General features: G+C 70.5%; 19 protein-coding genes. 1 reads left to right on the plus strand and 18 read right to left on the minus strand.

Annotated elements, in window-relative coordinates:
• Positions 1–2 precede the first annotated feature (2 nt).
• The 6 genes from carB to pyrR all read right to left on the minus strand — a co-directional run bounded on the left by carB (position 3) and on the right by pyrR (position 7,965).
• Positions 3–3,311: a carbamoyl-phosphate synthase large subunit gene (carB, locus tag PUR53_RS04585; RefSeq protein ID WP_329907441.1), complete on the minus strand. Its 3,309-nt coding sequence runs from the start codon at positions 3,309–3,311 to the stop codon at positions 3–5.
• On the minus strand, positions 3,304–4,446 hold the full coding sequence (carA, locus tag PUR53_RS04590; RefSeq protein WP_329901404.1) for a glutamine-hydrolyzing carbamoyl-phosphate synthase small subunit: 1,143 nt from the start codon (positions 4,444–4,446) through the stop codon (positions 3,304–3,306). Before carA ends, carB begins: the two co-directional genes overlap by 8 nt.
• The gene (locus PUR53_RS04595; RefSeq protein WP_329901405.1) at positions 4,443–5,009 is read right to left on the minus strand and encodes a PH-like domain-containing protein; all 567 of its coding nucleotides are present in this window, start codon (positions 5,007–5,009) and stop codon (positions 4,443–4,445) included. Before PUR53_RS04595 ends, carA begins: the two co-directional genes overlap by 4 nt.
• Positions 5,006–6,292 (minus strand): dihydroorotase, encoded by a 1,287-nt coding sequence (locus PUR53_RS04600; protein WP_329907442.1) that lies wholly within the window; start codon positions 6,290–6,292, stop codon positions 5,006–5,008. Before PUR53_RS04600 ends, PUR53_RS04595 begins: the two co-directional genes overlap by 4 nt.
• 4 nt (positions 6,293–6,296) lie before the next feature.
• Entirely contained in the window at positions 6,297–7,277 is a 981-nt protein-coding gene (locus PUR53_RS04605; protein ID WP_329901407.1) for an aspartate carbamoyltransferase catalytic subunit, read from the minus strand.
• Between the two features lie 91 nt (positions 7,278–7,368).
• Positions 7,369–7,965, minus strand: a complete 597-nt coding sequence (pyrR, locus tag PUR53_RS04610) for a bifunctional pyr operon transcriptional regulator/uracil phosphoribosyltransferase PyrR (RefSeq protein ID WP_329901408.1) — start codon at positions 7,963–7,965, stop codon at positions 7,369–7,371.
• A 219-nt stretch (positions 7,966–8,184) separates the two neighbouring features.
• Here pyrR and bldD point away from each other — a divergent pair, with 219 nt between their 5' ends.
• Positions 8,185–8,685, plus strand: coding sequence for a transcriptional regulator BldD (bldD, locus tag PUR53_RS04615; protein ID WP_045557247.1), 501 nt, complete (start codon positions 8,185–8,187; stop codon positions 8,683–8,685).
• A 216-nt stretch (positions 8,686–8,901) separates the two neighbouring features.
• On the opposite strand, the gene nusB is transcribed toward bldD, so the two are convergent.
• The 12 genes from nusB to ruvX all read right to left on the minus strand — a co-directional run bounded on the left by nusB (position 8,902) and on the right by ruvX (position 21,393).
• Entirely contained in the window at positions 8,902–9,336 is a 435-nt protein-coding gene (gene nusB / locus PUR53_RS04620) for a transcription antitermination factor NusB (RefSeq protein ID WP_329901409.1), read from the minus strand.
• A gap of 2 nt (positions 9,337–9,338) precedes the next feature.
• Positions 9,339–9,905: an elongation factor P gene (gene efp, locus PUR53_RS04625; protein WP_033532566.1), complete on the minus strand. Its 567-nt coding sequence runs from the start codon at positions 9,903–9,905 to the stop codon at positions 9,339–9,341.
• Positions 9,906–9,964: 59 nt separating this feature from the next.
• Entirely contained in the window at positions 9,965–11,071 is a 1,107-nt protein-coding gene (locus tag PUR53_RS04630) for an aminopeptidase P family protein (protein WP_329907443.1), read from the minus strand.
• Between the two features lie 157 nt (positions 11,072–11,228).
• A complete protein-coding gene (locus PUR53_RS04635) occupies positions 11,229–12,218 on the minus strand; it encodes an AAA family ATPase (protein ID WP_329901411.1) in 990 nt (329 codons plus the stop codon).
• A gap of 177 nt (positions 12,219–12,395) precedes the next feature.
• Positions 12,396–13,487 (minus strand): 3-dehydroquinate synthase, encoded by a 1,092-nt coding sequence (aroB, locus tag PUR53_RS04640; protein ID WP_329901412.1) that lies wholly within the window; start codon positions 13,485–13,487, stop codon positions 12,396–12,398.
• Positions 13,484–13,966, minus strand: coding sequence for a shikimate kinase (locus PUR53_RS04645; protein ID WP_329901474.1), 483 nt, complete (start codon positions 13,964–13,966; stop codon positions 13,484–13,486). The genes aroB and PUR53_RS04645 overlap by 4 nt, the downstream gene beginning before the upstream one ends.
• Positions 13,967–13,998: 32 nt before the next feature.
• Positions 13,999–15,183, minus strand: coding sequence for a chorismate synthase (gene aroC, locus PUR53_RS04650; protein ID WP_033532571.1), 1,185 nt, complete (start codon positions 15,181–15,183; stop codon positions 13,999–14,001).
• Positions 15,184–15,373: 190 nt separating this feature from the next.
• Positions 15,374–15,832 (minus strand): (2Fe-2S)-binding protein, encoded by a 459-nt coding sequence (locus PUR53_RS04655; RefSeq protein ID WP_239752428.1) that lies wholly within the window; start codon positions 15,830–15,832, stop codon positions 15,374–15,376.
• A gap of 28 nt (positions 15,833–15,860) precedes the next feature.
• Positions 15,861–18,068 (minus strand): xanthine dehydrogenase family protein molybdopterin-binding subunit, encoded by a 2,208-nt coding sequence (locus PUR53_RS04660; RefSeq protein WP_329907444.1) that lies wholly within the window; start codon positions 18,066–18,068, stop codon positions 15,861–15,863.
• A 115-nt stretch (positions 18,069–18,183) separates the two neighbouring features.
• A complete protein-coding gene (locus tag PUR53_RS04665; RefSeq protein WP_329907445.1) occupies positions 18,184–19,023 on the minus strand; it encodes a shikimate dehydrogenase in 840 nt (279 codons plus the stop codon).
• Positions 19,020–20,804, minus strand: a complete 1,785-nt coding sequence (gene mltG / locus PUR53_RS04670) for an endolytic transglycosylase MltG (protein ID WP_329907446.1) — start codon at positions 20,802–20,804, stop codon at positions 19,020–19,022. The genes PUR53_RS04665 and mltG overlap by 4 nt, the downstream gene beginning before the upstream one ends.
• Before the next feature lie 124 nt (positions 20,805–20,928).
• The gene (gene ruvX, locus PUR53_RS04675; RefSeq protein WP_093789435.1) at positions 20,929–21,393 is read right to left on the minus strand and encodes a Holliday junction resolvase RuvX; all 465 of its coding nucleotides are present in this window, start codon (positions 21,391–21,393) and stop codon (positions 20,929–20,931) included.
• Positions 21,394–21,413 lie beyond the last annotated feature (20 nt).

The following is a 21,413-nucleotide window of genomic DNA, read 5'->3' on the forward strand; positions in this document are numbered from 1 at the left end:
TGCTAGTCGCGGGCCGCGGTCAGGTGTTCGGCGTGTTCCTGGAGCGAGCGCACGCCCACGTCGCCGTGGTTGAGCGCGTCGATGCCCTGGACGGCCGCGGCGAGGGCCTGCACGGTCGTCAGGCACGGCACGGAGCGGGCCACGGCGGCCGTACGGATGTCGTAGCCGTCGAGGCGGCCGCCGGTGCCGTAGGGGGTGTTGACGATGAGGTCGACCTCGCCGTCGTGGATGAGCTGGACGATCGTCTTCTCGCCGTTCGGTCCGGTGCCCTCGGACTGCTTGCGGACGACGGTGGCGTTGATGCCGTTGCGCTTGAGGACCTCGGCGGTGCCGGAGGTGGCGAGCAGTTCGAAGCCGTGGGCGACCAGTTCGCGCGCCGGGAAGATCATCGAACGCTTGTCGCGGTTGGCGACCGAGATGAACGCGCGGCCCTTGGTGGGCAGCGGCCCGTACGCGCCGGCCTGCGACTTGGCGTACGCCGTGCCGAAGACGGAGTCGATGCCCATGACCTCGCCGGTGGAGCGCATCTCCGGGCCGAGGATGGTGTCGACGCCGCGGCCGTGGATGTCACGGAAGCGGGACCACGGCATGACGGCCTCCTTGACGGAGATCGGCGCGTCGAGCGGCAGCTCACCGCCGTCGCCGTTGGCCGGCAGCAGCCCCTCCGCCCGCAGTTCGGCGATGGTCGCGCCCAGCGAGATCCGGGCGGCGGCCTTGGCCAGCGGCACGGCGGTCGCCTTCGAGGTGAAGGGGACCGTGCGGGAGGCGCGGGGGTTGGCCTCCAGGACGTAGAGGATGTCCCCGGCCATCGCGAACTGGATGTTGATCAGTCCGCGCACGCCGACGCCCTTGGCGATGGCCTCGGTGGAGGCGCGCAGGCGCTTGATGTCGAAGCCGCCGAGGGTGATCGGGGGCAGGGCGCACGCCGAGTCGCCGGAGTGGATGCCGGCCTCCTCGATGTGCTCCATGACGCCGCCGAGGTAGAGCTCGTGGCCGTCGTACAGGGCGTCGACGTCGATCTCGATGGCGTCGTCGAGGAAGCGGTCGACGAGGACCGGCCGGGAGGGGCTGATCTCGGTCGACTCGGCGATGTACGACTCCAGGCGGGTCTCGTCGTAGACGATCTCCATGCCGCGTCCGCCGAGCACGTAGGACGGGCGGACGAGGACCGGGTAGCCGATCTCGTCGGCGATGGCCTTGGCGCCCGCGAAGGTGGTCGCGGTGCCGTGCTTGGGCGCGGGAAGGCCGGCCTCGGCGAGGACGCGTCCGAAGGCGCCGCGGTCCTCGGCGGCGTGAATGGCCTCCGGGGAGGTGCCCACCACGGGCACGCCGTTGTCCTTGAGCGCCTGCGACAGGCCCAGCGGGGTCTGGCCGCCCAGCTGGACGACGACGCCCGCGATCGGCCCGGCCAGCGACTCGGCGTGGACGATCTCCAGCACGTCCTCGAGCGTCAGCGGCTCGAAGTACAGGCGGTCGGAGGTGTCGTAGTCCGTGGAGACGGTCTCCGGGTTGCAGTTGACCATCACGGTCTCGTAGCCCGCATCGCTCAGCGCGAAGGAGGCGTGGACGCAGGAGTAGTCGAACTCGATGCCCTGGCCGATGCGGTTGGGACCCGAGCCGAGGATGATCACGGCCGGCTTCTCGCGCGGGGCGACCTCCGACTCCTCGTCGTAGGAGGAGTAGAAGTACGGCGTCTTCGCGGCGAACTCGGCGGCGCAGGTGTCGACCGTCTTGTAGACCGGGCGTACGCCCAGCGCGTGCCGGACCTCGCGCACGACGTCCTCGCGCAGGCCCCGGATCTCGCCGATCTGCTGGTCGGAGAAGCCGTGCCGCTTGGCCTCGGCGAGCAGCTCGGGGTCGAGCTTCTCGGCGGCGGCCAGCTCGTCCGCGATCTCCTTGATCAGGAAGAGCTGGTCGACGAACCACGGGTCGATCTTGGTCGACTCGAAGACCTCCTCGGGCGTGGCGCCCGCGCGGATGGCCTGCATGACGGTGTTGATGCGGCCGTCGGTGGGCCGGACGGCCTCTTCGAGGAGGACGGCCTTGTCGCCGGGCTCGCCGACGAAGGTGAACTGGCTGCCCTTCTTCTCCAGCGACCGCAGCGCCTTCTGGAGCGCCTCGGTGAAGTTGCGGCCGATCGCCATGGCCTCGCCGACCGACTTCATGGTGGTGGTCAGGGAGGAGTCGGCGGACGGGAACTTCTCGAAGGCGAACCGCGGGGCCTTGACCACGACGTAGTCGAGCGTCGGCTCGAAGGAGGCCGGGGTCTGCTCGGTGATGTCGTTCGGGATCTCGTCGAGCGTGTAGCCGACGGCCAGCTTCGCGGCGATCTTGGCGATGGGGAAGCCGGTCGCCTTGGAGGCCAGCGCCGAGGAACGCGACACGCGCGGGTTCATCTCGATGACGATGACCCGGCCGTCCTCGGGGTTCACCGCGAACTGGATGTTGCAGCCGCCGGTGTCGACGCCGACCTCGCGGATGATCGCGATGCCGACGTCACGCAGCACCTGGTACTCGCGGTCGGTGAGCGTCATCGCGGGCGCGACCGTGATCGAGTCGCCGGTGTGAACGCCCATCGGGTCGAAGTTCTCGATGGAGCAGACGACCACGACGTTGTCGTGCTTGTCGCGCATCAGCTCCAGCTCGTACTCCTTCCAGCCGAGGATGGACTCCTCCAGGAGCACCTCGGTGGTGGGAGAGAGCGTCAGGCCCTGGCCGGCGATGCGGCGCAGCTCCTCCTCGTCGTGGGCGAAGCCGGAGCCGGCGCCGCCCATGGTGAAGGAGGGGCGGACGACGACGGGGTAGCCGCCGAGCGTCTCGACGCCGGCGAGGACGTCCTCCATGGAGTGGCAGATCACGGACCGGGCGGACTCGCCGTGGCCGATCTTGGCGCGGACGGCCTCGACCACGTCCTTGAAGAGGTCGCGGTCCTCGCCCTTGTTGATGGCCTCGACGTTGGCGCCGATCAGCTCGACGCCGTACTTCTCCAGCGTCCCGGCCTCGTGCAGCGAGATGGCCGTGTTGAGGGCCGTCTGACCACCGAGGGTGGGCAGGAGGGTGTCCGGGCGCTCCTTGGCGATGATCTTCTCGACGAACTCCGGGGTGATCGGCTCGACGTAGGTGGCGTCGGCGATCTCCGGGTCGGTCATGATCGTCGCCGGGTTGGAGTTGACCAGGATGACGCGCAGGCCCTCGGCCTTGAGCACGCGGCACGCCTGGGTGCCGGAGTAGTCGAACTCGGCGGCCTGGCCGATGACGATCGGGCCGGAGCCGATGACCAGGACGGACTGGATATCGGTGCGCTTAGGCACGCTGGCCCTCCATCAGGGATACGAAGCGGTCGAACAGGTAGGCGGCGTCGTGCGGGCCCGCTGCCGCTTCGGGGTGGTACTGGACGCTGAACGCCGGCCGGTCGAGGAGCTGGAGCCCCTCCACCACGTTGTCGTTGAGGCAGACGTGGGAGACCTCGGCGCGGCCGTAGGGGGTGTCGGAGACCTCGTCGAGCGGGGCGTCGACGGCGAAGCCGTGGTTGTGCGCGGTGACCTCGACCTTGCCGGTCGTGCGGTCCTGCACCGGCTGGTTGATGCCCCGGTGGCCGTACTTCAGCTTGTAGGTGCCGAAGCCGAGCGCGCGGCCGAGGATCTGGTTGCCGAAGCAGATGCCGAAGAGCGGGGTGCCGCGCTCCAGGACGGCCTGCATGACGGAGACGGGGTGGTCGGCGGTGGCCGGGTCGCCGGGGCCGTTGGAGAAGAACACGCCGTCGGGGTTCACGGCGTACACGTCCTCGGCCGTGGCCGTGGCCGGGAGCACGTGCACCTCGATGCCGCGCTCGGCCATGCGGTGCGGGGTCATGCCCTTGATGCCGAGGTCGACGGCGGCGACGGTGAACTTCTTGGTGCCGATCGCGGGGACGACGTACGTCTCCTTGGTGGCGACCTCGGCGGAGAGGTTGGCGCCCTTCATCTCGGGGGCCTCGCGGACCTCGGTGAGCATGACGCCCGCGTCGGGCAGCGCGTTGCCGGAGAAGATGCCGACGCGCATGGCGCCGCGCTCACGGAGGTGGCGGGTGAGGGCGCGGGTGTCGATGCCGGAGATGCCGACGACGCCCTGAGCGCGCAGCTCGTCGTCCAGGGAGCGCCGGGAGCGCCAGTTGGAGGGCACACGCGCGGGGTCGCGGACGACGTAGCCGGAGACCCAGATCCTCTTCGACTCGGGGTCCTCGTCGTTGACGCCGGTGTTGCCGACGTGCGGGGCGGTCATGACGACGACCTGGCGGTGGTACGACGGGTCGGTGAGGGTCTCCTGGTAGCCGGTCATCCCGGTGGAGAACACGGCCTCGCCGAAGGTCACCCCCACGGCCCCGTAGGCGCGGCCGCGGAAGATCCGGCCGTCCTCCAGGACGAGTACGGCGGGAACCCTGGTGGCTCCCCGGGTGGAGGTCGTCATCGTGCGCCTTCCGTTTCCGTCTTGTTGATCATCTGGTTCAGGGTCTCGACCCACTCGTTGTGCTCGGCCGCGCGGTCGGAGCGGAACCCGGAGTCGAGCAGCTTGCCGCCGTGCTCCCAGGTGACGACCAGCAGCCCGCCCTCGGTGAGGACCTTGCCGGCGATGCCCTTGTCGAGCCGGGCCTCGCGCAGGGCGTCGACCGGGACGAAGAAGTCCGTCGCCCCCGGGCGTACGACGTCCAGGCCCGCGTCCGTCAGCGTCAGCTCGACCCGGCTGCGGGTGCCCAGGCCGTGCGCCACGATGCGGTCGAGCCACTGCCCGGCCGTGGTGGAGCCGTGGTAGCGGCCGCTCATGCTCAGTCTGGCCTCGCCCGGCTCGTCCGGCGCGGTGAGCAGCTCCGGCAGATCGCTCTGGAGCGTGCCGCGCCACTTCCAGCCCTCGCGCATCAGCCAGTAGACGAGGGCGACGAAGAGGGCGAGTCCGACGACCCAGCCGATCCGCGCGGCCCAGTCGGTGACCTCGGCCGATTCCTTCTCTGCGGCCAGCAGAATTACAGGTGTCACGTGAGCTTCCCGTCGACGAGCGTGGCCTTGCCCCGCAGCCACGTGTGCGTGACACGGCCCGGCAGCTCGCGGCCCTCGTAGGGGGTGTTGCGGCTGCGCGAGGCGAAGCCCGCGGGATCCACCGACCCACGGTATGCCGTGTCGACGAGCGTGAGGTTGGCGGGCTCACCTGCCGAGACGGGACGGCCGTGTCCCTTGGCCTGGCCGATCTTGGCCGGCTTGAACGACATGCGGTCCGCGACGCCCGCCCAGTCGAGCAGCCCGGTGGTGACCATCGTCTCCTGGACCACCGACAGGGCGGTCTCCAGGCCGACCATGCCCATGGCGGCCGCGGCCCACTCGCAGTCCTTGTCCTCGTGCGGGTGCGGGGCGTGGTCGGTGGCGACGATGTCGATCGTGCCGTCGGCGAGCGCCTCGCGCAGGGCCAGCACGTCGCGCTCGGTGCGCAGCGGCGGGTTGACCTTGTAGACCGGGTTGTAGGAGCGCACCAGCTCGTCGGTGAGGAGGAGGTGGTGCGGGGTGACCTCGGCGGTGACGTCGATGCCGCGGGACTTGGCCCAGCGGACGATCTCGACGGACCCGGCGGTCGAGAGGTGGCAGATGTGGACGCGGGAGCCGACGTGCTCGGCGAGCAGGACGTCCCGGGCGATGATCGACTCCTCGGCCACCGCCGGCCAGCCGCCGAGGCCCAGCTCAGCGGAGACGACGCCCTCGTTCATCTGGGCGCCCTCGGTGAGGCGCGGCTCCTGCGCGTGCTGGGCGACGACCCCGCCGAAGGCCTTCACGTACTCCAGGGCCCGGCGCATGATCACCGCGTCGTCGACGCACTTGCCGTCGTCGGAGAAGACGGTGACCCCGGCGGCCGACTCGTGCATGGCGCCCAGCTCGGCGAGCTTCTTGCCCTCCAGGCCGACGGTGACGGCGCCGATGGGCTGCACGTCGCAGTAGCCGTGCTCCTGGCCGAGGCGGTAGACCTGCTCGACCACGCCGGCGGTGTCGGCGACGGGGAAGGTGTTGGCCATGGCGAAGACGGCCGTGTAGCCGCCGGAGGCCGCCGCGCGCGTGCCGGTGAGCACGGTCTCGGAGTCCTCGCGGCCGGGCTCGCGCAGATGGGTGTGCAGGTCGACGAGGCCCGGCAGGAGCACCTTGCCCTCGGCCTCGACGACCAGGGCGTCGTCGTCGGAGAGTCCGGCACCGACCCGCTCGATGATCTCGCCGTCGATCAGGACGTCCTGCGGCTCGCCGCCCAGCACCTTCGCGCCACGGATCAGGATCTTGCTCATGGTCTTACTTCTCCTCGGGGGTGCGGGCGTGGGCGACGGCGGGCTCGTTGCCGCCGAGCAGCAGGTAGAGCACGGCCATGCGGATGGAGACGCCGTTGGCGACCTGCTCGACGACGGTGCAGCGGTCCGAGTCGGCGACCTCGGCGGTGATCTCCATGCCGCGGACCATCGGGCCGGGGTGCATCACGATGGCGTGCTCGGGCATCCGCGCCATGCGGTCGCCGTCGAGGCCGTAGCGCCGGGAGTACTCGCGCTCGGTCGGGAAGAACGCGGCGTTCATCCGCTCGCGCTGCACACGCAGCATCATCACCGCGTCGGACTTGGCGAGCGTGCTGTCGAGGTCGTAGGAGACCTCGCAGGGCCAGGTCTCGACGCCGACCGGAACCAGAGTGGGTGGGGCGACGAGGGTGACCTCGGCGCCGAGGGTGTGCAGCAGGGCGACGTTGGAGCGGGCGACGCGGCTGTGCAGGACGTCGCCGACGAGCGTGATCCGCTTGCCGGACAGGTCCTGGCCGAGCCCCGCGTCCCGGCCGACGAGGCGGCGGCGCATGGTGAAGGCGTCCAGCAGGGCCTGGGTGGGGTGCTGGTGGGTGCCGTCGCCCGCGTTGATCACGGCGGCGTCGATCCAGCCGGAGGTCGCCAGGCGGTACGGGGCCCCCGAGGCGCCGTGCCGGATGACGACGGCGTCGACGCCCATGGCCTCCAGCGTCTGCGCCGTGTCCTTCAGGGACTCGCCCTTCGACACGCTCGAACCCTTGGCGGTGAAGTTGATGACGTCCGCCGAGAGGCGCTTCTCGGCGGCCTCGAAGGAGATCCGGGTGCGGGTGGAGTCCTCGAAGAAGAGGTTGACGATCGTGCGGCCGCGCAGGGTCGGCAGTTTCTTGATCGGCCGGTCGGCGACCCGGGCCATCTCCTCGGCGGTGTCGAGGATCAGGACGGCGTCGTCGCGGGTGAGGTCGGCGGCCGAGATGAGATGACGCTGCATCTGTCAGGCTCCGTAAGGCAGTTCGGGAGATTACGGGCAGTCAGGGGCATCGCGGAGGGGCGTACGGCACGGGGCCGCACGCGCGCGCGTGCTACTGCTGGGCGGTCCGCTTCGCACCGAGCAGGACGGTGTCCCGACCGTCTTCCTCGGCGAGTTGGACCTTGACCGTCTCCCGCAGCGACGTGGGGAGGTTCTTGCCGACGTAGTCGGCGCGGATGGGCAGTTCGCGGTGGCCCCGGTCGACGAGGACAGCGAGCTGGACGGCGCGCGGGCGGCCGATGTCGTTCAGCGCGTCGAGCGCCGCGCGGATCGTGCGGCCGGAGAAGAGCACGTCGTCGACGAGGACGACGAGGCGGCCGTCGATGCCGTCACCGGGGATGTCGGTGCGGGCCAGCGCACGCGGCGGGTGCATGCGCAGGTCGTCGCGGTACATGGTGATGTCGAGCGAGCCGACCGGGATCTTGCGGTCGGTGATCTCCGCGAGCTTGGCGGCGAGCCGCTGGGCGAGGAAGACGCCCCGGGTCGGAATGCCGAGGAGCACCACGTCGTCGGCGCCCTTGGCGCGTTCGACGATCTCGTGGGCGATGCGGGTCAGTACGCGCGCGATGTCGGGGCCTTCGAGAACGGGCCGGGCATCGGACGACTGCGCGTCCTGGGGCAGGTTCTGCTGCGGGTCGTGCGTGTCCATAGGAAACGGACCTCCTTCTCCGCCTCACGGGACGGACCTTAAAGGACGTCGGATTTGCGCCGTCAACGTTAGCAGGCCCTCGTAACGCCCCTGATCACCCCCCTGGCCCAAGGGAACGCGGTTACCACGGAAGAGTCGGTCCGGACCATTCGGCTTGACGGGGCAGAGTCACGCTGCGTAACCTCACAGTGAGTCACCAGCCTTCGTCCGGGGAGCTATATGTCCAGCGAATACGCCAAACAGCTCGGGGCCAAGCTCCGGGCCATCCGCACCCAGCAGGGCCTTTCCCTCCACGGTGTCGAGGAGAAGTCCCAGGGACGCTGGAAGGCGGTCGTGGTCGGTTCGTACGAGCGCGGAGACCGCGCCGTCACCGTGCAGCGCCTCGCGGAGCTGGCGGACTTCTACGGGGTCCCTGTGCAGGAGCTGCTTCCTGGTACGACCCCTGGTGGCGCCGCCGAGCCGCCGCCGAAGCTGGTCCTCGACCTGGAGCGCCTGGCCCATGTGCCGGCCGAGAAGGCGGGCCCGCTGCAGCGTTACGCGGCGACGATCCAGTCCCAGCGCGGTGACTACAACGGCAAGGTGCTCTCGATCCGCCAGGACGACCTGCGCACACTCGCCGTCATCTACGACCAGTCCCCCTCGGTCCTCACCGAGCAGCTGATCAGCTGGGGCGTCCTCGACGCGGACGCGCGCCGCGCGGTCTCCCACGAGGACAACTGACACCTCGGGCAGCACCCAGCAGAAACGTGCCGCCGGGGTGGCTCGAACCGATTGGTTCGAGCCACCCCGGCGGTTTTCTGCTTGTCGTACGGCGCGTGAACGCCGAGGAGCGGGACCGGGCCCCGACAGGGGCAGGGGGGAACTGCGCGACCAGCCACGGACCACCCGCAGCCGGCTTCGCACAGCACCCCGACGGCGCTCCCCCGCTCTCCCTGCCTACTCGGCTTCCCGGCGAAGCGAAGGCTTGAGGTCCTTCAGCCGGCCGAGCAGCCCGTTCACGAACGAGGGCGAGTCGTCCGTCGAGAACTCCTTCGCCAGCTGCACCATCTCGTCCAGCACCACCGCGTCCGGGGTGGCGTCGACCCAGATCAGCTCGTACGCGCCGAGCCGCAGGATGTTGCGGTCCACCACCGGCATCCGGTCGAGCGTCCACCCCACCGAGTACTGGGCGATCAGCTCGTCGATCCGCTTGGCACGCTCGGCGTACCCCTCGACCAGCTGCATGGTGTATTCGCTGACCGGGGGCTGACGGGTGTCGCTGTGGGCGTGCCGGATCCAGTCCGCGAGGACGGTCAGGACGTCGACCCCGCGCTGGTCGCCCTCGAAGAGGATCTGGAAGGCGCGCTTGCGGGCCGTGTTACGGGCAGCCACGGTTAGCTGTTCACCCGGCCGAGGTAGTCGCTCGTGCGGGTGTCGACCTTGATCTTCTCGCCGGTGGTGATGAAGAGCGGCACCTGGATCTGGTGGCCGGTCTCCAGGGTGGCGGGCTTGGTGCCACCGGTGGAGCGGTCGCCCTGGACGCCCGGCTCGGTCTCCTGGATGACGAGCTCGACGGCGGCCGGCAGCTCGACGAAGAGCACCTCGCCCTCGTGCTGCGCGACGGTGGCGGTGAAGCCCTCGATCAGGAAGTTGGCGGCGTCGCCGACGGCCTTGCGGTCGACCATGAGCTGGTCGTAGGTCTCCATGTCCATGAAGACGAAGTACTCGCCGTCCATGTAGGAGAACTGCATGTCACGCTTGTCGACAGTGGCCGTTTCGACCTTGACGCCGGCGTTGAACGTCTTGTCGACGACCTTGCCGGAGAGCACGTTCTTGAGCTTGGTGCGCACGAAGGCCGGGCCCTTGCCGGGCTTGACGTGCTGGAACTCGACGACGGACCAGAGCTGGCCGCCTTCGAGCTTGAGCACCAGGCCGTTCTTGAGGTCGTTCGTGGAAGCCACGGTTGCGGAATCTCCTGGACTGACGTGGACGACCCCGGGCCACGCGCCCAGCCGATGAGCTAGAGCGCGAGCAGCTCCTTGGTCGTGATGGTGAGTAGCTCGGGTCCGCCGTCCGCCTCGGGGCGTACGACGAGCGTGTCATCGATCCGGACGCCGCCCCTGCCCGGGAGGTGGACCCCCGGTTCGACGGTGACCGGCACGCAAGCGTCCAGTTTACCCATGGCCGCGGGGGCCAACTGCGGGTCCTCGTCGATTTCGAGTCCGACCCCGTGCCCCATCACCACCGGGAGGCCCTCACCGTGCCCCGCGGAGTCCAGGACCTGGCGGGCCGCGTGGTCCACGGCGCGGTAGGCCGCACCGGGTACGAGTGACTCCCGTCCGGCCCGCTGGGCTGCGAAGACCAGGTCGTACAGCTCGATCTGCCAGTCGGCGGGCGAGGTCCCGATCACGAACGTACGGCCGATCTCGCAGCGGTAGCCGCGGTAGGTCGCGCCGAGGCAGACGGAGAGGAAGTCGCCCTCCTCGACCCGGCGGTCGGTGGGGACGTGACGGGAACGGCCAGAGTTCGGGCCGGTGGCGACTGAGGTCGCGAACGCGGGGCCGTCCGCGCCGTGGTCGACGAGGCGGCGCTCCAGTTCGAGGGCGAGATGGCGCTCGGTGCGGCCGACGAGGATCGATTCGAGGAGTTCGCCCAGGGCCTGGTCGGCGATCTCCGCGCCGATCCGCAGACAGGAGATCTCCTCCTCGTCCTTGACCACCCTGAGCTGCTCGACCGCGCCGCCGAGGTCGGCCAGCCGCAGCCGGGGCGCGACCGAGCGGATCGCCCGGTGGCGGCCCACGGTGAGGTGGTGTTCCTCCACGGCGAGCGAGTCGACGCCGAGCTCCGTGGCCAGATCGGCGGCGGCGACCGCGGGGTCGCCACCGGGGCTCGGCAGCACCTGGACGTGTACGGCCTCGTCGGGCCGGCCCTCGCCGATCTCACCTCTCGGGGGTGTGCCGCAGACGAGGACGTCCTCGCCCCGGCCCAGCAGGAGGACGGCCCCCTCGGGTGCCGCGCCCGCGAGGTACCGGACGTTGGCCGGACGGGTCACCAGTGCGGTGGCGCTCCCGTTGGAGTGGCAGCGCTCTCTCAGCCGGGCGCGGCGGGCCGCGTAGACCTCAGACATGTGCCGAGCGTATGAGCTCCGCCGGGCGGCCGCCGGTCGAGCGGGGCCGACCGGGGGCACTGTGCGAGGTACGGGGGTGCGGCGCGGGGTCGTGTGCCGTCCGCGAGCCGGTGGGGGTTGGTCGCGCAGTTCCTCGCGCCCCTTTCGGGGCGCGGGGCTACCACTTCGGGGGGCTGGCGATCGACCTCGCCAGGACCTCGTCCAGGACCCTCGCGGTGGCCGGGACGTCCAGCTGGGAGTTGTCGATGATCGGGAGGCCCGAGCCGTACCAGCCCGCCATCCGGCCGTGGATGCGGGCGACCTCCTCGTCGGTGAGGCGGCGGTTGCCCGAGCGCTCGGCGTTGCGTTCCAGGACAATCTCCAGGCCCGGGAGGAGGACGACCGGGAGCAGACCGGGACCGACGTGCCGCTTCCAGCCGCCGAGGCCGACGACCGGCCGGTCGGGGAAGACGGCGTCGTCGAGGATGCAGGAGATGCCGTTGGCCAGGAAGTTCCTGGCGGAGAAGCCGCAGGTGCGGCGGGCGAGACGATACTGCGCCTCGGAGTTGTCGTTCCATCCGGACTGCGGGTCCGCGAAGCCCGAGCGCACCCACTCGCGTACGTCGTCCAGGCTGATGTGCGCGGTGGGCACCCTGCGGTGGTCCGCCCAGTACTTGGCGACGCTGGTCTTGCCCGCCCCCGCGGGCCCGATGAGCAGGACCGCGAGCGTGGTGGTGGTGACGTCGGGGGCGCCGGTGGCGGGCGGCGGCATGGTGACGGGGCCGCCCGGGGGCAGTTGCACGTGTCCGGTGGTGTCCCTCGGCATCCCGGTCTGCTGCGGGGCGGAGGGGTGCGGGTGCCCCGGGCCGCCGGCGAAGCCGGGCGCGGGCTGCACCGAGCCGGGAGGGGAGGGTGGGGGTGCCGAGACGGGTGGCGCGGGCGGCGTGGGCGGGGCCGCGGGCGGCGGTACGGGGCCCGGGTGGGGGCCCGGTGGGACCGGGGGGACCGGGTGGCTCGCACCGGGGTGTCCCGGCGGGTTCGCGCCCGGCGCTCCCGGGTGAGGGGGTGCCGGGTGGCCCTGGTGGTTCGCGGCCGGCGACCAGGGGGCCGCCGGGTCCTGCCCCGGCCGATGGGGCGGCGGCAGCGGAGCTCCCACTGCGTGCTGCATCCGGTGCCACTCCGTCTCGTACAGTCACATCGACACTGGCGAGCGGGGTCTCGCGACCCCGCCCCTACCGAACGGTACCGTCCCCGGCCGCCGTTTGGTGAACGGCCGGGGGCAGCCCGAAGTGCCCAAGTGGCCATGGACACAAGGCGAATCGGGCAAGTGCTGCCCGAGCGGGCGTTACTGGCCCACTTCGCCGTAGGCGGCGAGCAGGATCGCCGGGTCGGGTCCCTCCAGGACGGTGGGCTTGGCCAGACCGTCCAGGACGATGAAGCGCAGCAGGTCGCCCCGGGACTTCTTGTCGACCTTCATCGTCTCCAGCAGCCGGGGCCACTGGTCGTAGCGGTAGGTCAGCGGCAGCCCGACGGATTCCAGGACCGTACGGTGGCGGTCGGCGGTGGCGTCGTCCAACCGGCCTGCCAAGCGGCCCAGTTCGGCGGCGAAGTGCATGCCGACGGACACGGCCGCGCCGTGCCGCCACTGGTAGCGCTCGTTCTTCTCGATCGCGTGGGCCAGCGTGTGCCCGTAGTTGAGGATCTCGCGGCGCCCGGACTCCTTGAGGTCGCCGGAGACGACCTCGGCCTTGACCCGGATCGACCGCTCGATCAGCTCGGACGTGTGCGGCCCCGCCGGGGTGCGGGCGGCCTGCGGGTCGGCCTCGATCAGGTCCAGGATCACCGGGTCGGCGATGAAGCCGGCCTTGATGATCTCGGCGAGGCCGGAGACGTAGTCGTTGACCGGCAGCGAGTCCAGCGCGGCCAGGTCGCACAGCACTCCGGCCGGCGGGTGGAACGAGCCCACCAGGTTCTTGCCCTCGGCCGTGTTGATGCCGGTCTTGCCGCCGACGGCCGCGTCCACCATGGCCAGCACGGTTGTGGGGATGGCGATCCAGCGGACCCCGCGCAGCCAGGTCGCCGCCACGAAACCGGCCAGGTCGGTGGTGGCGCCGCCACCGACACCGACGATGACATCGGTGCGGGTGAAGCCGGACTGGCCCAGCGCCTTCCAGCAGTACGCGGCGACCTCGGCGGTCTTGGCCTCCTCCGCGTTCGGTACCTGGATGGCGACCGCCTCGAAGCCCTGTTCCGCCAGGTCGGCGCGCAGGGCCTCGCCGGTGTCCGCCAGCGCCTCGGGGTGGACCACCGCGACGCGCTTCGCGCGGTTGCCGATCAACCCGCCCAGCTCGCCGAGGAGTTGACGCCCCACCAGGACTTCGTACGGCTCGGTGCCCGCCGTACCGCCGACCTGGATACGGGTCACTGTCTCGCTCATGCTTCCTTCAACTCCAGTGCGTCCAGGGCCGCTCGGGTGACTTCCTCGGGCGTGCGGCCGTCGGTGGTGACGACGACCGTGGCGACCTCCTCGTAGAGGTTGCGCCGGGCCTCCATCAACTCCCGCCATTGCTTGCGGGGGTTGACGGCCAGTAGGGGGCGGGCGGCGTTGAGGCCGGTGCGCTTGACGGCCTCCTCGACGTCCATCGACAGGTACACGACCCGCTGTCCCACGAGCAGAGCCCGGGTGTCGGCGTCGAGGATCGCGCCGCCGCCGAGGGCGAGGACGCCGTCGTGACCGGCGAGTGCCGTGTGCACGGCCTTCTTCTCGATGGCACGGAAGGCGGACTCGCCCTCGTCGACGAAGATCTCCGCGATCTCGCGGCCCTGCTCGGCCACGATGTCGTCGTCGGTGTCGCGGTAGGCGACGCCGAGCCGCTCGGCGAGCAGTTGTCCGACGGTGGACTTGCCGACGCCCATGGGGCCGACGAGGACGACCAGAGGCACCGGGCTCACCGGATCGCGAGGTGGTCGAGGTAGGAGCGGACGTTGCGGGCCGTCTCGGTGACGCTGTCGCCGCCGAACTTCTCGGCGACCGCGTCGGCCAGCACCAGGGCCACCATCGCCTCGGCGACGATGCCGGCCGCCGGCACAGCGGAGACGTCGGAGCGCTGGTGGTGCGCCTGCGCGGCCTCGCCCGTGGTCACGTCGACGGTCTGCAGGGCGCGCGGCACGGTGGCGATCGGCTTCATCGCCGCGCGGACCCGCAGCAGCTCGCCCGTGGTCAGACCGCCCTCGGTGCCGCCGGAGCGGCCGGAGACCCGGCGGATGCCCTCGGGGGTGTTGACGATCTCGTCGTGCGCCTTGGAGCCCGGCACCCGCGCCAGCTCGAAGCCGTCGCCGATCTCGACGCCCTTGATGGCCTGGATGCCCATCAGCGCACCGGCGAGACGGGCGTCCAGCTTGCGGTCCCAGTGGACGTGGGAGCCGAGGCCCACGGGCACACCGTACGCCAGGATCTCGACGACGCCGCCGAGGGTGTCGCCGTCCTTGTGGGCCTGGTCGATCTCCGCGACCATCGCCTTCGAGGCGTCGGCGTCCAGGCAGCGCACCGGGTCGGCGTCCAGCTTCTCCACGTCGGCCGGGGTCGGGTACACACCCTGCGGGGCCTTCGCGGCGGCCAGCTCGACGACGTGGCTGACGATCTCGATGCCGGCCGTCTCCTTCAGGTACGACCGGGCGACGGCGCCGAGGGCGACCCGGGCGGCGGTCTCGCGGGCGGAGGCGCGCTCCAGGACCGGGCGGGCCTCGTCGAAGCCGTACTTCTGCATGCCGGCCAGGTCGGCGTGGCCGGGGCGGGGGCGGGTCAGCGGCGCGTTGCGGGCGAGTCCGGCGAGGATCTCCGGGTCGACCGGGTCGGCCGACATGACCTGTTCCCACTTCGGCCACTCGGTGTTCCCGACCATGATCGCCACCGGGGAGCCCATGGTGAGGCCGTGCCGCACGCCGCCGAGGAAGGTGACCTCGTCGCGCTCGAACTTCATCCGGGCACCGCGTCCATAGCCCAGGCGCCGCCGGGCCAGGTGGTCCGCCACCATCTCCGTGGTGATCGGCACGCCGGCGGGAAGGCCCTCCAGCGTCGCGACAAGTGCGGGACCGTGGGACTCCCCCGCGGTCAGCCAGCGCAACCTGCTCAACGGTGCTCCTCAGTGCTCGCGCCCGGTACTGCGTCCTGCCTGCGTGTACGCGCGTCCTCGCGTACGGCGACGGCTACCGGGTGCGCGGCCCCGGCCCGCCACCTCCGATCCTCCCACGTCCGGGGCGGGAGCCGGTCACAGGTCCAGCAGACGGACGGGCCGGGTGCGCGGGACGGAGCACCGCCCCGGGTCAGCGCATCTTCGCCGCCGCGCTCTTGATCGCCTCCCGGATGCGGAAGTACGTGCCGCAGCGGCAGACGTTGGCGATCTCGTCGATGTCGGCGTCGGTGGGGTCGCTGGTCCGCTTGAGGAGGGCGACGGCGGCCATGATCTGTCCGGGCTGGCAGTAGCCGCACTGGGCCACGTCCTGCTCCAGCCAGGCCTCCTGGACGGGGTGCAGCCGGTCGCCGTCGGCCAGGCCCTCGATGGTGGTGACCTCGCGGCCCGCCGCCTCGGCGACCGGGACCACGCAGGGCCGGACGGCCTCGCCGTCGAGATGGCTGGTGCAGGCCTTGCAGACGTCGATGCCGCAGCCGTACTTGGGCCCGCGCACACCGAGCAGATCGCGCAGCGCCCACAGCAGGGGCAGGTCGTCGGGGGCGTCGACGGTGACGGTCTCACCGTTCACGGTGAAGGTGTGGGAGGGCATCGATGTGCTCCTGGATTCTGCGCCCGGCTCAGCGGGGGAAGGGCGTGAAGTCGACGTCGAAGGTGACGGGGAAGCTGCGCGGCTTGGTGCCGGTGGCCCGCGCATAGGCGTTGGCGACGGCGCCGACGGCCGCCGGGACGCCGAGTTCGCCCGCGCCGCCGGGTTCGTCGGCACCCTCGATGACGAAGATCCTGACGTCCTTCGGGGAGTCCTTCTGGCGGGCGTAGTGGAACTGGGAGTAGCTGCCTTCCAGCGGTAGCCCCTCATCGATGTGGAGCCCGGCCCGCAGGGTGGTGGAGATGGCGTCCGTGAGCCCGCCGAGCAGCTGGGCCTCCAGGCCGCGCGGGTTGATCACGCGACCCACGTCGGCGGCGATGACGGCTTTGGTCACGCGGGGCTTCTTCGGATCGGTCGCGTCGATCTCGACCAGGCAGGCCGTGCAGGCCTTGTACTCGTCGTGGAAGGCGACGCCCTGGGCCCAGCCGTCCGGGAGGCTCCGCCCCCAGTCGCCCTCCGCCGCGACCTTGTCGAGCACGGCCCGCTGCCGCGCGGTCTTGAGGAACTCCCGCCGGAAGGCCACGGGGTCCTTGCCCAGCTTCGCCGCCAGCTCGTCGACGATGATCTCCTCGGCCCCGCGGGTGTTGGCCGAGTACACCGAGCGCCACGACCCGGTGTGCATCCTGATCGGCACCTCGGTGAGCGTCTGGGTGGTGACCCCGAAGTTGTACGGGGACTTGACCGTGGTCAGGAACAGGGTCTGGGCGAAGGTCGCGTTCCCGACGCCGGAGGGCAGGCTCGCCGCGGCGGCGGTGATCGCGTCGCCGAGCCCGTGCCGGAAATCGGTCTCCACGGCGGCCACCCGGTGCTGGAAGGTGAGCACCTGCCCGGCCGCGTAGGTGGCCCGGATCCGGTGGTGGGTGGCGGGCCGCATCCGCCCGTGCCGCATGTCGTCGATGCGGGACCACATCAGCCGTACAGGCCGCCCGCTCTTCTTCGACACGACGGCGGCCTCCAGAGCCGCGTCGTGGAAGAGCCGCCGCCCGAAGGAGCCGCCGGACTGCACGACGTGTACGTCGACCTTGGACACGGGGAGCCCGACGGCCTTGGCGATGGCGGCCTGGGCGGCGATCGGCGACTTCAGCCCGGACCAGATCTCGGCCCGGTCCTCCCGTACGTCGGCGACGGCCGAGTTGGTCTCCAGCGGAGCGTGACTGGCGAACGCGAAGTCGAACTCCCCCTCCACCTTCTTCACCAGCAGCCCGAGCACGTCCAGCGAGGGCGTGGCCGCCTTCAGCCTCGCCCGGATGCCGTCGTCCGAGAGGGTGTCGACGCTGCCCGGGCCCCAGGTGACGTCCAGCGCTTCCTTGCCGTCGAGGGCCTGCCCGAACGTTTCCGCGACGACGGCGACGCCCGTGTCGATGGTCACCACGTCGAGCACACCGGGCATGGCCCGTACGGCGGCCTCGTTGTTCACCGCCTTCACCGTGCCGTTGATCGTCGGCGGCCTGCGCACCATGCACGGCTTGGCCCCCGGCACGTCGAGGTCGAGCGTGTAGGCCTGCTTGCCGGTGACCAGGGCACGGGCGTCGATGCGTGAGGTGGGGGTGCCGACGAGGGTGTGGTCCGACTCCTTCTTCGGCGTGACGGTGAGGGAGCCGAGGTCGAGGGAGGCGGCGGCCGCCGAGAGCGAGCCGTAGGAGGCGGTACGTCCGTCCGGCGCGACCACGACACCCTGACGCACCGTCAACTCACTTGCCGGGAGGCCCCATTGTCTCGCGGCGGCGCGAACCAGGCGGGCCCGCGCGGCGGCCGCCGTGTGCCTGACCGGATCGTAGAGCGAGCGGATGGAGTTGGAGCTGCCGGTGAGCTGGTTGAACAGCAACTCCGGCCGCGCGTCGTCCAGTTGGATCCTGACCCGGTCGAGCGGAGTGTCCAGCTCCTCCGCCACCAGCATCGCCACGGCGGTGGTGAGCCCCTGCCCGACCTCCTCGCGCGGCAGCCGGAAGTGGGCCACACCCTCCTCGTCGACGCTCAGCACCAGCAGGTGCGCCGTCGGCGTCCCGGCCAGGATCAGCAGATCGCCGAGGTCCACCAGATCCGCCGGTGCGGGCAGTGTGGGGATCGCCGCCTCCGCGCTGCCGGGCTCGTGGACGTCCAGGCCGATCCTGGTCGCGACCGCGAGGGTGGGCGCGGCTACCAGATACGTGAGAAACCTGCGCCGGGAGTGACGTGACATAGGGGCTCCGTTCAACGCCCCGCCTGCGTCGCCGGGCCGCCCGGTGATGATCGCCGCTGGTTACCCCTCGGTACAAGGGCTTCACAGGATCGGCACACGCGGGACGCCCGCCCCCTCAGCCGCGCTCGGCCAGCGCCCGCTCCCCCGCCGTCCGCATCGCGGCCACCGGAGCCGTCTTGCACCCGGTCATCTGCTCGACCTGCAGCACCGCCTGGTGGACGAGCAGGTCGAGCCCGCTGACGACGGCACCGCCGTAGGCCGACCAGCGCGCGGCGAGTTCCGTCGGCCACGGGTGGTACAGCACGTCGAACAGCGTCGTCGGCCGCTCCGGCACGGCACCGGACAGCGCGTCCGTCGCCCCGGCCGGTGTCGTGGCGATGACGAGGGGAGCGCTCAGCCCGCGCTCGGCCTCCGCCCAGTCCGCCGTGCGCACCTCGACGTCCAGCCGCTCGCCCCACTGCCGCATCTCGGCGGCCCGGGCCTCGCTCCGCACGTACGCCACGACCTCACCGGTGCAGATCCGGGCGAGCGCGGCGAGCGCGGAGGACGCCGTGGCGCCCGCGCCGAGGATGGCAGCCGACTCCACCTGTTCGATGCCGCGCTCCCGCAGGGCCGCGACCATCCCGGGGATGTCGGTGTTGTCACCGACGCGACGTCCGTCCTCGGTGAACACCAGCGTGTTGACCGCCTCGACGGAGGTCGCCGTCTCGCTGATCTCGTCCAGCAACGGGATCACCGCCCGCTTGAGCGGCATGGTCAGCGAGAGCCCCGCCCACTCCGGCCCGAGCTGCTCGACGAACCCGGACAACGCCTCCTCGTCCACCTCAAAACGGTCGTACGACCAGTCGGTGAGCCCGAGTTCGGCGTACGCGGCCCGGTGCAGCACCGGGGAGAGCGAGTGGGCGATGGGCGAACCGAGTACGGCTGCGCGGTTCTTGCTGGCGGTGCGGCTCATTGTGCGTTCTGCGCTTCCTGGTACTTCCGGCGGTTCTTGTTGTGCTCTTCGTTGGTGACGGCGAACAGCGTCTCGTCCTTGCTGATCGACACGAAGTAGTACCAGTCGCCCTTGGCCGGCTTGAGAGCTCCATCGATCGCCTCGTCGCCGGGATTTCCGATCGGACCGGGCGGCAATCCATAAACCTTGTACGTATTGTACGGGTCATCGATCTGTCGCAGCGAGTCGACCGATCCGGTCGCCAACTTGGATTCACCACGCAGGTAATTGACCGTCGAGTCGAAGTCGAGCAGACCGGCCGTCTCCGCGTTGTTCGGCTTGAGCCTGTTGTAGACGACCCGCGCGATCTTCTTGTAGTCCTTCTTGTTGTTTCCCTCCGCCTGCACGAGGCTCGCGACAGTGAGCACTTCAAGGGGGTCTTCGAGCTTCAGCCCCTTGGCCTTGCCCTCCAGATCGAACTGCTCGTACTTCGCCTTCGCGAGCGCGACCATTTCCTTCAGGACAGCCTCGGGCTTCATACCCTCGGCCACCGGATAGGTGGACGGGTAGAGGAATCCTTCCAGCGGATCCTTGATGTCGTCGTTGTCGTTCGCCCAGTCCGGGAGACCGAGAGAATCCCACTTCTTCTCGGCGACATCCTCGGTCGTGCCCTTCTTGAGCCCGAGTTCCTTGTCGATCTTGGCGTATACCGCGTTGTTCCGCTCGCCTTCGATGACAGTGAAGTTATTCTGGCTCTTCGGATCGAGCATCAAGGCGATAGCGCTTTCAGCGGACATCTCCTTCTTGAGGAGATAAACTCCGGCCTGAATGCCCTTGGGGTTCTTCGCCAGCGCGGCCGTAAAGGCGTCCACGCTCTTGACGACCCCGGCCGTCTTCAACTTCTGCCCGATGTCCGACCCGAACTCGCCCTTTTCGACCGTAATCGTGACGGTCTCGTTCGTGCCGTTGCCCGAGTAATCAGGGGCGTCGCCGAAGCGGCTCTGGAAGAACTGGTAGCCGAAATAGCTGACACCGGCGAAGCCGCCGCCGAAGACCATGACGACCACAAGGCAGGCGCACCCGCTGCGGCGCTTCTTGCCGCCCTTGCCCGGCTTCTTGCCCTTGCCGCCGCGGCCCTTCCGGTCGCCGCGGCCGGCGCGCCCCTCCGACTCGTCGTCATCCTCGTCATCGGCGCCACCGGCGAAGAACGCGTGCTCACCCTGATCGGGCCCGGGGTCCCAGTCGGTCCGCTCGGCGGCCGACGGCTTCTCGGCCTCGGGCTCCGGAGCGGGCGCGGGCGTGGTGTCCGCGCGACGGCGAGTGGGCGGCTCCGGCGGCGGATACGCGTCGGGCGTGCCGTAGAAGTCCTGCTGGCCCCCGCCTCCGTAGGCCATCGCCTGCTGCTGCCCCCCGTAGGGGTCGTTCGGGTCGCCGGCGTAAGTGCCCTGCTGGTGCTGGTGTGTTCCGTTGTTCCAGCCGCCGTTGGCCTGGTCGTACTGCTGCTGACCAGGTTCGGGGTACTGCTGTTGGCCGGCGTACTGCTGCCCCGGGTCGCCGTACTCCTGCTGGTACTGCTGCTGGGCGTAGGCGTCCTGGTGTCCGTTGCCCCAGCCGCCGTTGCCGTGGTCGTGGCCGTAGGGCTGCTGGTACTGCTGCTGCTCCGGGTAGTGCTGCTGCGGCTGGCCGCCGTAGGCGGACTGCGGGCCCCCCTGGGCCTGCTGTCCGTCCCATCCGCCGTCCCCGTACAACGGGTCGTCCGGATGCCACGGTTCGGAGCCTGGGCCCCGGCCATACTCAGTCATCGATCCCCTAGAGCCGCGAGGCGGCGGTCACGCGGGGCCTGTGGCTCGGCTGTCGTCCCCGCCTCTTTTTGTGCGGTGGCTGTTCGAAGGCCACCGCATCGCGCGGAACGTTACCGTATCGCGATCAGATGACCACTTCGACGCCCTCGCCCGGAGCTTTGCCTGACATCCGTTCGGATTCCAACGCCTGTTGCAGGATGATCACGGCCGCTGCCTGGTCGATGACCGACCTGCCCTTTTTGGATTTCACACCTGAGGCACGCAGTCCTTGACCGGCCGTCACCGTGGTCATCCTCTCGTCGATGAGTCTGACCGGAACGGGCGCGATCATGCGAGCCAACTCCTGGGCGAAGCCCCGTACCTTGACTGCCGCCGGACCCTCTCCGCCTTTCAGAGAGCGTGGCAGCCCGACGATTACTTCGATAGGTACGTATTCGTCGACCAGCTGTCTCAATCGCCGCTGAGCTGCCGGGACATCACGGCCGGGAACCGTCTCGACCGGGGTGGCGAGGATCCCGTCGGGATCGCACGAGGCGACCCCGATACGGGCGTCCCCCACATCGATCGCGAGGCGACGGCCACGGCGCATGGCCGGACCGTCGCCTTCGC

It is taken from the genome of Streptomyces sp. SP18BB07, from assembly GCF_036322545.1.
Classification (GTDB): Bacteria; Actinomycetota; Actinomycetes; order Streptomycetales; family Streptomycetaceae; genus Streptomyces; species Streptomyces deccanensis.

Bases quoted from the DNA above. Each gene is read 5' to 3' on its own strand.
- carA (WP_329901404.1), bottom strand. From the start codon at position 4,446: ATGACGACCTCCACCCGGGGAGCCACCAGGGTTCCCGCCGTACTCGTC.
- PUR53_RS04600 (WP_329907442.1), bottom strand. From the start codon at position 6,292: ATGAGCAAGATCCTGATCCGTGGCGCGAAGGTGCTGGGCGGCGAGCCG.
- PUR53_RS04605 (WP_329901407.1), bottom strand. From the start codon at position 7,277: ATGCAGCGTCATCTCATCTCGGCCGCCGACCTCACCCGCGACGACGCC.
- pyrR (WP_329901408.1), bottom strand. From the start codon at position 7,965: ATGGACACGCACGACCCGCAGCAGAACCTGCCCCAGGACGCGCAGTCG.
- bldD (WP_045557247.1), top strand. From the start codon at position 8,185: ATGTCCAGCGAATACGCCAAACAGCTCGGGGCCAAGCTCCGGGCCATC.
- PUR53_RS04630 (WP_329907443.1), bottom strand. From the start codon at position 11,071: ATGTCTGAGGTCTACGCGGCCCGCCGCGCCCGGCTGAGAGAGCGCTGC.
- PUR53_RS04635 (WP_329901411.1), bottom strand. From the start codon at position 12,218: ATGCAGCACGCAGTGGGAGCTCCGCTGCCGCCGCCCCATCGGCCGGGG.
- aroB (WP_329901412.1), bottom strand. From the start codon at position 13,487: ATGAGCGAGACAGTGACCCGTATCCAGGTCGGCGGTACGGCGGGCACC.
- PUR53_RS04645 (WP_329901474.1), bottom strand. From the start codon at position 13,966: ATGGGCGTCGGCAAGTCCACCGTCGGACAACTGCTCGCCGAGCGGCTC.
- PUR53_RS04655 (WP_239752428.1), bottom strand. From the start codon at position 15,832: ATGCCCTCCCACACCTTCACCGTGAACGGTGAGACCGTCACCGTCGAC.
- PUR53_RS04660 (WP_329907444.1), bottom strand. From the start codon at position 18,068: ATGTCACGTCACTCCCGGCGCAGGTTTCTCACGTATCTGGTAGCCGCG.
- PUR53_RS04665 (WP_329907445.1), bottom strand. From the start codon at position 19,023: ATGAGCCGCACCGCCAGCAAGAACCGCGCAGCCGTACTCGGTTCGCCC.
- mltG (WP_329907446.1), bottom strand. From the start codon at position 20,804: ATGACTGAGTATGGCCGGGGCCCAGGCTCCGAACCGTGGCATCCGGAC.
- ruvX (WP_093789435.1), bottom strand. From the start codon at position 21,393: ATGCGCCGTGGCCGTCGCCTCGCGATCGATGTGGGGGACGCCCGTATC.